Source organism: Tabrizicola sp. (genome assembly GCF_041911175.1).
GTDB lineage: Bacteria > Pseudomonadota > Alphaproteobacteria > Rhodobacterales > Rhodobacteraceae > Tabrizicola.
The window spans coordinates 17,933-28,596 of record NZ_JAYRPN010000084.1; the positions used below are offsets into that span (position 1 = coordinate 17,933).

Genomic DNA, 10,664 nt, shown 5'->3' on the forward strand with positions numbered 1-10,664 from the left:
CAGGCCGGAAGGCGCGCCGTCAATTTCCGGAATATTCTACGAGAGAGGCCCGCCGCCGGATCACCCTGGTCCGGGGCAGACCCCTATCAGATAGGGATTTCCTGGCGTGACACAAGGCCAAACCGGACGCAATCACGCCGATTCCGACCTGCGCGGCACGATCTGCTGCAGAAGCGCCCAGTCCTGGATCGGCTCGCCGAAGGGCCCCGTGCCATCGCCCCGGGTCCGCAGGCCCGTCGCCGCCCCCTGCGCGGTCGTGGGATCACCACCGACGAATCCCTCCGGTGCGCCGATGACCTCGGGAAAGCCCAGGGCCAGGAAGGTCCGGTCCAGCCCGTGCGGAATGTCGGACAGCGTCAGCGTGACTTCGCGCCGTCCGGTGATCTGTGCTGCAACGATGCGGGTCGCCGCGCCGCGCGGGGGCTGCCAGACAAATCCCAGGTTCGGCAAGGGGCGGACGCCGACGTCCACCGGGCCCGGTTCCACGCCGGCAACCTCCAGATCGCCGGTCCCGCCCGCAAAGGTGACCCGCACCTCGCGCCCCGTCACCAGGGCCTCGACCATCCGCAACGGCTCCCACCCTGCGCCCTCCAGCGCGCTGCGGATCGCCCGACCGTGCAGCGCGCCCAGTCGGACCGCGCTCCTTGGTTTGAGATGCACCCCATCCGACCGCTCCAGCATATACTCCGGCCCGGCGAGGATCACCTGTCCCGGTCGTCCCTCGGCCAGTTCGAGTTGCGCCAGAGGCACCCCCCGGCGCCCGATGTAGTAGGTCGCGGTCGTCTGGCTCAGGCAGAAGACAAGCCGCCCCTGCCCGTCCGTCACCGATGCCAGCGCCGTGGCAAGTCCGTCCACCAGACAGGCCAGCCGCTCCCGGTACAGGCGGTGCGGGGTCTGAGCATCTGCCTGGCCCTGCACGAAGGATACGACGAACCGCCGGAACGCCAGCCCCTGCGCTGCCGCGATCCCTGCCGTGCGACGCAGACAAAGCTCGACGTTGCGGAACGCGGCCTCCTGCGGCAGGAAGGCGGAAATCCGGGTGTTCCGGCGGGCCAGATTCACCGTCAGCAGCCGGTCCTGCGGCCCAAGACGCTCGACGATCACCGCCGATGCCGAGGTCAGCGGCCCCGACCGCCCATGCCGAAGATGCGGATGGAGCCCGGCCAGCGCGGCTTCGGGCAGATCCAGCGTCGGGTCGTCCGCAACCCGCGGATCGCCGGTCGCCGCAAAGACCCAGGCGCGCGCCGGATCAAGCGGCCCCGGCTTCAGCCCCAGCGGCCGCAACCGCGGCACCAGGGCCAGAAGCGACTGGCCAAGGCCGATGTACAGCAGCAGCTCGCCGCCTTCGGTCCCGGGCGCAGCCCCCTGCACGTCAGGCCACGCCAAGCGCCCGGTTCAGGTCGGCGATCAGGTCGTCCGCGTCCTCCAGCCCCAGCGACAGGCGGATCAGGCCGGGCGTGATCCCCAGCGTATCCTTCTGGTCCTGCGGCAGGCGCTGGTGCGTCGTGGTCGCCGGATGGGTGGCGATGGTCCGTGCATCGCCCAGGTTGTTGGAAATCTTCGCGATCTCCAGCGCGTTCAGGAAACGGAACGCCGCCTCCTTGCCGCCCGCCACCTCGAACGTGACCAGAGTGCCCCCCGACCCCATCTGCGCCATCGCCAGCGCGTGCTGCGGATGGCTGGCGAGCCCCGGATAGATCACCTTCGACACCTTCGCATTCGCCGACAGCGCCTCGGCCACCTTCAGCGCCGCATCCGCCATCGCCCGGCAGCGCAGGTCCAGCGTCGCCATGCCGTTCAGGTGCATCCAGGCGGTGAAGGGGCTCATGCTGCCGCCGGTGTGCTTCATGTAGGGCTCCAGCACCTTGCGGACGAACTCCTTCGTGCCGCAGACCACGCCCCCCAGCGCGCGGCCCTGCCCGTCGACGTGCTTCGTCGTGGAATAGACCACCACATCCGCCCCCTGCTCCACCGCGCGCGAGAAGATCGGCGTCGCGAAGACGTTGTCGCAGATCACGATGGCGCCCACCTTGTGCGCGATCTCGCTGACGCTGCGGATATCCACCAGCTCCAGCGTCGGGTTCGACATCGATTCGAAGAACACCGCCTTGGTGCCGGGCGTGACCGCCTTGCGCCACTGGTCAAGGTCGGCCCCGTCGACGAAGGTCACCTTCACGCCAAAGCGCTGCAGCACCTCCTCCAGGATATAGAGACAGGACCCGAAGAGCGCCCGCGCCGAGACCACATGATCGCCCGCCCGCAGGCAGCAGGTCAGCGCGCCCGACACTGCCGCCATGCCGCTGGCCGTGGCGAAGGCATCCTCCGTCCCCTCCAGCGCCGCGATGCGTTCCTCGAACATCCGCGTCGTCGGGTTGCCGTAGCGGGCATAGATGAACTCGTCCTCGCCCGCCTTGACAAAGCGCGCCTCGGCCGCCTCGGCGGTGGGGTAGACGAAGCCCTGCGTCAGGAAGATCGCCTCGGCCATCTCGCCATACTGGCTGCGGCGGGTGCCTTCGTGCACCAGTTGCGTGCGGGTCTTCCAGTCCTTCGACATCGTGCGGGCCCTCCGGCCAATAAAAAACCCCGGCCCAAATCCAAAGGTGCCGGGGCCGATGCCCTTCACCTCTTTAGCGGCTTGTTTAACGTGGCCCGCAATCCGGTAACAAATCGCCACGCCGCCCTCTTACCCCCCTGCCCCGACCCGGTCAATGCCACCGCCCCCATCGCCCTTGATTTTCCCCCGCAGGTGGCGGACGCTCGCCCCGGAACCACATTGCAGGCCCCCATGCGCCCCTTCCTGTTCGTCCTTGCCGCCCTGATCCCCGCCACCGCCCGGGCCGAGACCTGCGACGACCGCGGCCAGGATTACGCCGCCCGCATCGCCCTGTGCGACCAGGCTTTCGAGGCGGCCCAGACTTCCGAAGACGCCGCCCATGCCCTTTCGCTCAAGGGCGAGGCGCAACGGATGCTGGGGCAGCTCGACGAGGCCGCCGCCACCCTGCAAAAGTCCCTTGGCTATGCGCCCGAGAGCGCCTGGGTCTGGGTCGAGCTGGGCAATGTCCGCTACGACCAGGGCGACAGCGCCGGGGCCTTGGCGCATTACTCCGCCGCCCTGGCGATCGAGGACAACATCGACGCCTGGGCCAACCGGGCGGAAAGCTGGTGGCAGTTCAACGCCGGCCAGCGCTGTTCGGACGATGCCGACAACGCGCTGCGCCTCGACCCGCAATTCGCCTATGCCAATGAAATCAAGGGCCGCTGCCTGATCGACCTTGGCCAGGCCGAACAGGCACTGTCCTATTTCGACACCGCGATCTCGCTCGCCCCCGGATACCAGAACGCCTACCGCAACAAGCTGGCGGCGCTGGCCGCCCTTGGCCGCTACGAGGATGTCGTCGCCGTCGCGGACGAGGCCCTGAAGCCTGGCACCGTCCCGGACCCGAACCCCTCGATCGAGGAGGACATCCTCGCCCGCCGCCTGCTGGCGCTTGGCGAATACGCGCCCCCGGCGACGGTGGCGGTCGAGGCCGAGGCGCTCTTGAAGCGCTATCCGCAGAACCTGGCGGCGGTGAACGTGCAGGGCGCGGCGCTGCTGGCCGAGGGCAAGCCGGAAGAGGCCGACCGCGTGACCAAGGTCCTGCGCGAGAACCCGAACGGCGCCCGGATGGAGGCAGGCTATCACGACACGCTTGGCCGGATCGACGCCGCGCTTGGCCGGATGGAAGACGCCTACAGCAATTTCGAGGCCGCGCTGAACCTCGACGCCTCGCTGTCGAAGACCTATGCCCGCAAGCTGTCGGAACTGGGCTTCCTGCCGCTGTCGAACGCGCCCTCGGGCGTGCTGACGGCGCTGCGCCGCTGCATCGACGTGAAGAAGGCCGCCTGCGTCATCACGAAGTGAAAAGGGCGCCCGCTTGGGACGCCCGGCACTCGTCACGGGGGAAGATGCTCAGGCCTCGTGGCCCGCATCCAGGTTGATCACCGTCAGCACCATCGCCCGCAGGACCGTGTGGCCGATGATCGGCAGCACCGCCCAGTACAGCAGCCAGTGCGAAGGCTCGACGGCGCGGATCATCGTTTCGTTCAGCAGAAGGAAGCCGAAGTTGTAGACCACCATCATCCGGGTCAGGTTCGGCAGGTGTTCCGCCATTTCGGCATCCGGCCAGAAGCTGGCGGCGGTCGAGATGCGCTTGTTCATCACGTCCTGCAGGAAGACGCCGCCGATCACCACATAGAAGGCGCTCTGCATCCGCTGGCACCACAGCGGATCGTCGACCATCGCCAGGATCAGAAGCGGCAGGCCCGCGAAGAGGGTTGCGAAGACGACCGCCTGCGTGACCGAATAGCGCGTCAGCATCCGCCGCACCATGCCTTCGAACCCCATCCCGACCCGCACTGCCAGCGCCAGAAGGAAGGCGGTGGCGAAGGCCTGGCCGTGCTGCTCCGGCCCCAGGGCCACCGACAGCACCGGATAGCCGATCAACAGGACGGCGCCCGGCAGGTACAGCGCCCGCGACAGGGGCGGCAGATCCTGGAACAGGCTCAGGAACAGGCGGACAAGATCGAAGGGAGTGCGTTGCATGGATGAACCCTCTCAAGCTCATCCTCAGGTCTAGAGGTGTATCAAGGCAGGTCTGGGGCAGAACCCGGCCCCAAGCGGGGCATTCCTGTGCCGCCGGTCACGCCTCGTCCTTCGGCTCCTCGATCAGGTAGCGTTGCAGCGCCATGAAGTTCGCCATCAGGAACAGAAACAGTGCGGCAGGCATCGCGAAGGTTTCCAGGATGACCCAGGTCTTCTCGGACTGGGTGCGCCAGATCACCTCGTTGGCCACCGCAAGCACCGCGAACATCAGCGCAAGTCGGCGGGTCAGGATCATCCAACCCTCTGGTTTCATGGGCAAAGCCTCGGCCATCACCCATTGCAGCAGGCTTTTCCCGCGTGCGAGCCCCGCGCCCAGGATCAGCGCGAAGGTGCCGTAGACGAAGGTGGTCTTCATCTTGAAGAAAGTCGCGTCGTTGAACCAGGCCGTGAGCCCGCCGAAGAAGACGACCATCACGCCGACGAAGATCTGCATCCGGCTGACCGTGCCCGTCAACAACCACAAGGCGAGCGTTGCAACCAGAAGCAACGGAACCAGGATCAGGGCCGCCACAATGAAGCCAGAATACTCGGTGGTCCCGAACGTGAAGCTCTGGTCCTTGATCCGCATGTAGATCAGGAAGAACAGAATCGTCGGTCCCAGCTCCAGCGCCTGCTTCACTATCGGGTTGATCTTCCGCTCGGCCATTATCCCGCCCATTCCATGATGACTGCACCCACCGCGATCAGGGCCATCAGCCCCGCCCGCGCGGGCCCCACCTTCTCGCCCAGAACCAGCCAGCCGATCAAGGCGGCAAATACGGTCGAGGTCTCGCGCAGCACCGCCGCCTCGCCCACCTTGTCCAGCCGCGTCGCCAGCATGATCGAGCCGAAGCTGAAATAGGCGACGAAGGCGCCCAGCACACCCCGTTTCAGCAGCGGCCAGGCCTCGGCGGCGGGAAGCTGCCGCCAGCGGGCTTGGGTGACGACCGGGATGAAGATCCCGTCCAGCAGGAAGAACCAGGCCAGGAAGGTGAACGGGTCCGCCGTCGCCCTTATGCCATAGGCGTCGTAGGTGGTGTAGGCCGCGACCATCGCGCCCGTCGCCACGGCCAGCCACAGCGCGGGCCCCATCGTCGCCCGGTCATGCGTGACATGGTTCAGGTTCCAGGCCGCCAGCCCCAGGATGCCGCCAACCAGAAGCGCCAGCCCGGCCCATTGGCCGGGTGCGAAATGCTCGCCGAAGACGATCCCGGCCCCGATCACGGTGAAGAACGGCCCGGTGCCCCGCACCACCGGGTAGACCACGGTGAAGGCCCCCCGGGTGTAGGTCATCGCCTGCAGGACCTTGTAGACGATGTGGATCAGCACCGCCCCGGCGAAGATCGGCCACATATGCGGCTCGGGCCAGGGCACCACGAACAGGGCAAACGGCGCCGCGATCAGCCCATAGCTGGCGTCGATGGCCGCGCGGGACAGCCAGGGATCGTGCCGCCCCTTTTGCAAGGCCCCGAACAGCGCGTGCAGCACCGCCGCCAGGAGGGCCAGCACCAGCGCCGCCTGATGCCCGGCAGCCGTGCCCTCGATGGACTGAAGCAACCCGCTCAAGGGGCCATTCCCGCCGTCCAGCTTGCCCCGATCGCCGAACCCGCGAACAGCCGCGCCAGCGCTTTGGGGGCCGTCGGCTGCTCTGCCAGCGCGAGAAGCCCCACCTGCGCCGCGCCGATCCCTGGTTCCGAGGCAAGGTCGACGACCAGCCGCCCCCGCCCCTGCGGCAGCGCGGCAACAAACGCCTGCAGCGCCTTGCCCGCATCTTCCGGCAGGCTGTCGCCCGGCATCGCCTCGATCACCCCGGTCAGAGCCGCACGCGCCGCCAGCATCGCCTGCGTCCCCGATTCCCCCGGCTCCAGGGCCGCACCCAAAGCCTCCAGCACCGGACGCAGGGTGTGGCCGTCGTTCTTCCACTCCAGATGCAACCCGGTCACGCGCCCCGCCAGAAGCGAGGCCGCAGAAAGGTTCGCCCCCGCCACCTCTGCCGACAGCACCAACTCGCCGCCGCCCGACAGGCCCAGACGCCCGCCCTCCAGCAGCAACCGGTCCCCCGCCTCGTCCCGCCGCAGCGCCAGGTGCAGCGACGCGCTCTGCAACCGCATGAGGTCACGCAGCCACCCTGCCATGTGCCGGTTGCTCAACGCAGGGGCGACCCGCACCCCCTCGCCGTCGACCTCCAGCGCCCGCAAGGCCCCACCATCCGCCTCGCCCCGCAGCCGCAACCGCTCGGCCGATACGCGGATGTCGCCATCCCCAGGCGACCGCGCCCCGTCCAGCACGCACCAGCCGTCTGCCATTGCCGCAGGCGGGGCCGAGAGCGTCAGCCCCACCGCCCCCTCCACCGCCGCAAGCAGCGCATCGCAGCCCGCAGGCTCCGCCACGACCGGCCCGGCCAGCAGCGCCAGCGCGAACCCCAGCCTAAGGCGCATCCGCATGGGTCCAGCCCACATCGACCTTCACCCCTTCGAACACCGGCGCCGCCGCGGCAACCGTCGCGGGCACCCCCGTCACCGCATAGCCCCCGAACCGCACCGGGCCGATCCCCGGCTCGGCTTTCACCGTCACCGCCAGATCGCCAGCGGGGTTCGGCAGTTCCCCGACCAGCGCCCGCAACGCCGCCTTGCTCGCATCGGAAAAGCTGGTCCCCGGCAGGTCACCGATCGCCGCCAGCGCCTCCGCCCGAAGCCCTTCCGCCGCCGCGTCCATATCGCCCTCGGGCGGCAACAGTGCCGACCCCAGCGCCATCAGCGCGTAGCCCTCGAACAGCCCATGCGTCTGCACCCGCAGCTCTGCCTCGGTCAGCGCGAAGCTTGCCAGCGACATCTGCATCGCTCCGGTCGAGGACAGGTCGACCCCCGTCACCACCGCCGACGCGTCCACCCGGTTCTCGCCTGGAAAGTCCAGGCTCAACCGCTCCAGCCGCAGCACCTTTGCCACCGGGTCCCAGGCCAGCGCCGCCTCGGCATCGATCCCGTTCGGCCGGGCCTGCGCCGCCAGCAGCCAGTCCACCTGCGCGTTGCCGGTCTGCACCGCCAGCCGCAGCCCCTCGACCGCGATTTCCAGCCCTTCCGGCAGCGAGGACCCGTCGGCGATCCAGCCCAGGGCCGCACCCCGGAACCGCAGCCGGTCCATGCGCCAGTCCGGCACATACTGCCCGTCGACATCCAGCACCGGCGCCAGGACGACACACCAGTCGCCCTCCTGCGCGACACCCGTCGCGGTCACCGTGCCGAAGCCGCCCAGCCCCTCCGCCACCCGCGCCCAGGCCGTCTCGCACAGGCCTGTCTCCGCCGCCACCGGCCCCGCCAGCAAGACCAGCAAGCCGCCAGCGCGGATCACCCTTCCGCCCCGACCAGCGCGCGGGCGAACTCCTCCGGGTCGAAGGGCGCGAGGTCGTCGATCTGCTCGCCTACCCCGATGGCATGGATCGGCAGCCCGAACTTGTCGGCCAGCGCGACCAGCACACCGCCCTTCGCCGTCCCGTCCAGCTTGGTCATGACCAGCCCCGAGACATCGGCGATCCTGCGGAAGATATCGACCTGCGTCACCGCGTTCTGGCCCGTCGTCGCGTCCAGCACCAGAAGCGTGTTGTGCGGCGCGGTGGGGTCGACCTTGCGGATGACGCGCACGATCTTCGCCAGCTCCTCCATCAGGTCCTGCCGGTTCTGCAGCCGCCCCGCGGTGTCGATCATCAGAAGGTCCGCCCCGTCCGCCCGCGCGCGGGTCAGCGCATCGAAGGCGAGGCTTGCCGGGTCCGACCCCTCGGGCGCCGTCAGCACCGGCACCCCCGCCCGCTTGCCCCAGATCTGCAACTGCTCCACCGCCGCCGCGCGGAACGTGTCGCCCGCCGCGATCACCACCTGCTTCCCCGCCGCCTTGAACTGGCTGGCAAGCTTGCCGATCGTCGTCGTCTTGCCCGACCCGTTCACCCCCACCACCAGCACCACCTGCGGCCTTGATGGGTAAAGCGGCATCGGTCGCGCCACCGGCTCCATGATCCGGGTCACTTCCGCCGCCAGCGCCTGCCGCAACTCGCCCGTCGAGACCCTGCGCCCGAACCGCCCCTCGGCGATGTTCGCCGTCACCCGCACCGCCGTATCCACGCCCATGTCGGCCTGGATCAGCAGCTCCTCCAGGCTTTCCAGCATGGCATCGTCCAGCACCCGGCGCGGCTCCTCGCTGCGGCCCATCAGGCGACCAAGGAAGCCCGGCTTTTCCGCTGCGGGCTTCTCCGCTGCGGGCTTCTCCGCCACGGGCTTCTCCGCCGCAGGCTTCGGCTCCGCAGGTTTCTGCGCGCGGGGCTCCGGTGCCCTTGCAGGCTCCGGCACCGCCTCCGCGACATCCGCAACCGCTGCCGCAGGGGCTTCCGGCCCGGACCCCTCGACCTCCTCAAGGTCCGCGCCCTCCGCCACCAGCGCCTCCAGCCCCTCGCCGATCTTGTCCGACGACCGGAACAACCGATCCTTGAGCTTCTTGAAGAACGACATGGGCGGCACCCTCGGCTGGTTTCCCTTCACCTAGTCGCTTTGCCCGCCGGTGGGAAGGCCGTCAGCCCTGACCCACACCCCAGAACGCCAGCGCCCCCCAAGCGATCAGCGCCTGCCCGCCCCAGTAGGCAGGCCAGAGCGCCAGCGCCAACCCGCGCCGCAGCCGCGGATCGCGGGCGACGAACATCTCGACCGCCAGCATCAGGTCGGACAGGATGAACAGCGCCGCCCCCGCCCGCAGCACCCCCTGCCCCGGCGCGTCCGGCAGCAGCACCGCCGCCACCCCCATCAGCCCGATCAGCGCGACATAGCCCCGGACCGGCCCGCGCAGGCCCCCCGTGCGCGGGGCCAGCCAGACCTCGGGCGAGACGAGAAGCGCCAGCAGCACGGCCAGCACCAGCCCCTCGGCGCCGGAGACCCCGTCGAACCCCAGCGCCCCCGACCGCAAGAGGAACCCGCCCGCATAGGCCAGATGCCCCAGCCCGAAGGCCCCGACCCCCGCCAGGAACAGCCGCTCCCCCTTCAGCGCCAGGCACAGATCGCCCAGCGCCCCGAGCGCGAGGCCCAAGGGCACCAGCCAGAACCACGCACCGCCCCCCGCTGCCGCCAGCACCACCGCCAGCGCCAGAAACCCGGTCGACGCCGTCTTCACCGCCGCCCCGAGCCAGCCCTTCTCCTCCCGCGTCGCAAAGCGCAGCCCGTAGACGACCGCCGTACCCAGGGCCAGGACCGCCGGCACCCCACTCCCCAACCCCATCGCGCCTCTCCCCGATGCTCCCGTCACCCCGAAAGGTGCCGCCAACCCCGCCTGCCGACAAGCCCCGCGCCATGCGACGTCACGACCCGCCCGAAAGACGCCCGCGCCGCCAGACCCGATCCCGGCCTCCTTCTTGCGCCGCGGCATCGCCCCAACCGCGCGAAGCCGCGGGCCCCGCCGGACAGGTCTTCACCCGTTCCTGCACGAAACGCCTGGAGACTACGATCCCGCCGCCCGCCTGATCCGCGCGCCCGTCGTGCCGACCCTCGCCGCAGGCGCAACGCCCATCACCGCAGGCCCGCCCTCCAGATCGCCCCGGCGACACTCCCTCCGATGGGCTCCAGAACAACCCTCCCGCGCCGGAAGCCAAGCTCGGCACCCGCAAGACACCCCATCCTCTCCCGATCCGATCCCCCGCCGCCCCTCCGCAGCCCTCCCGGCCCGAACACATCCCTCGCGACGGGACGGGGCAGCCCCATGAGCCGTCCCCACCAGACCCTCCGCCCTGCGCCCGCAAGCCCCCTCATCCTGTCAGTAACCGATCCCCCGCCGCACCTCCCCATTCCTCTTGGCCCAAATACTCCCTCTCACGACGGGACCGGGCAGCCCCGCGAGGATCCCCGCGCCAGACCTTCTGCCCTGCGCCCGCAAGCCGCCGCATCCTGCCAGCATCCGATCACCCCGCCGCACCTCCCCATTCCTTTTGGCCCTAATACTCCCTCTCACGACGGGACCGGGCAGCCACGCGAGGATCCCCGTGCCAGACCTTCCATCCTGCGCCCGCAAGCCG

The 10,664-nt window shown here is 69.7% G+C and carries 10 protein-coding genes and 1 riboswitch; of the genes, 1 reads left to right on the forward strand and 9 read right to left on the reverse strand.

The annotated features are described in order from the left end of the window. Nucleotides 1-132: 132 nt before the first annotated feature. Nucleotides 133-1,386, reverse strand: coding sequence for a hypothetical protein (locus ACE3P6_RS11880; RefSeq protein WP_374395206.1), 1,254 nt, complete (start codon nucleotides 1,384-1,386; stop codon nucleotides 133-135). Then, the gene (gene metZ / locus ACE3P6_RS11885; protein WP_374395209.1) at nucleotides 1,373-2,554 is read right to left on the reverse strand and encodes an O-succinylhomoserine sulfhydrylase; all 1,182 of its coding nucleotides are present in this window, start codon (nucleotides 2,552-2,554) and stop codon (nucleotides 1,373-1,375) included. The genes ACE3P6_RS11880 and metZ overlap by 14 nt, the downstream gene beginning before the upstream one ends. 52 nt (nucleotides 2,555-2,606) lie before the next feature. Next, nucleotides 2,607-2,684: riboswitch (SAM riboswitch) on the reverse strand. A gap of 101 nt (nucleotides 2,685-2,785) precedes the next feature. Here metZ and ACE3P6_RS11890 point away from each other — a divergent pair. Beyond that, nucleotides 2,786-3,901, forward strand: coding sequence for a tetratricopeptide repeat protein (locus tag ACE3P6_RS11890; protein WP_374395212.1), 1,116 nt, complete (start codon nucleotides 2,786-2,788; stop codon nucleotides 3,899-3,901). 48 nt (nucleotides 3,902-3,949) lie between these two features. Here ACE3P6_RS11890 and ACE3P6_RS11895 read toward each other — a convergent pair whose 3' ends face one another. The 7 genes from ACE3P6_RS11895 to ACE3P6_RS11925 form a co-directional block, all read right to left on the reverse strand. Next, on the reverse strand, nucleotides 3,950-4,582 hold the full coding sequence (locus ACE3P6_RS11895; RefSeq protein ID WP_374395215.1) for a hypothetical protein: 633 nt from the start codon (nucleotides 4,580-4,582) through the stop codon (nucleotides 3,950-3,952). 97 nt (nucleotides 4,583-4,679) lie between these two features. Continuing rightward, nucleotides 4,680-5,288: an inner membrane-spanning protein YciB gene (locus ACE3P6_RS11900; RefSeq protein ID WP_374395217.1), complete on the reverse strand. Its 609-nt coding sequence runs from the start codon at nucleotides 5,286-5,288 to the stop codon at nucleotides 4,680-4,682. Next, nucleotides 5,288-6,187 carry an EamA family transporter gene (locus ACE3P6_RS11905; RefSeq protein ID WP_374395220.1) on the reverse strand — a complete coding sequence of 300 codons (900 nt, stop codon included), beginning with the start codon at nucleotides 6,185-6,187 and terminating at the stop codon, nucleotides 5,288-5,290. The genes ACE3P6_RS11900 and ACE3P6_RS11905 overlap by 1 nt, the downstream gene beginning before the upstream one ends. Continuing rightward, on the reverse strand, nucleotides 6,184-7,059 hold the full coding sequence (locus tag ACE3P6_RS11910; RefSeq protein WP_374395222.1) for a hypothetical protein: 876 nt from the start codon (nucleotides 7,057-7,059) through the stop codon (nucleotides 6,184-6,186). The genes ACE3P6_RS11905 and ACE3P6_RS11910 overlap by 4 nt, the downstream gene beginning before the upstream one ends. After that, nucleotides 7,049-7,969, reverse strand: a complete 921-nt coding sequence (locus tag ACE3P6_RS11915; protein WP_374395224.1) for a hypothetical protein — start codon at nucleotides 7,967-7,969, stop codon at nucleotides 7,049-7,051. Before ACE3P6_RS11915 ends, ACE3P6_RS11910 begins: the two co-directional genes overlap by 11 nt. Continuing rightward, nucleotides 7,966-9,117 (reverse strand): signal recognition particle-docking protein FtsY, encoded by a 1,152-nt coding sequence (gene ftsY, locus ACE3P6_RS11920; protein ID WP_374395227.1) that lies wholly within the window; start codon nucleotides 9,115-9,117, stop codon nucleotides 7,966-7,968. Before ftsY ends, ACE3P6_RS11915 begins: the two co-directional genes overlap by 4 nt. A 61-nt stretch (nucleotides 9,118-9,178) precedes the next feature. Next, nucleotides 9,179-9,856 (reverse strand): lysoplasmalogenase family protein, encoded by a 678-nt coding sequence (locus ACE3P6_RS11925; protein WP_374395230.1) that lies wholly within the window; start codon nucleotides 9,854-9,856, stop codon nucleotides 9,179-9,181. Nucleotides 9,857-10,664: the final 808 nt, after the last annotated feature.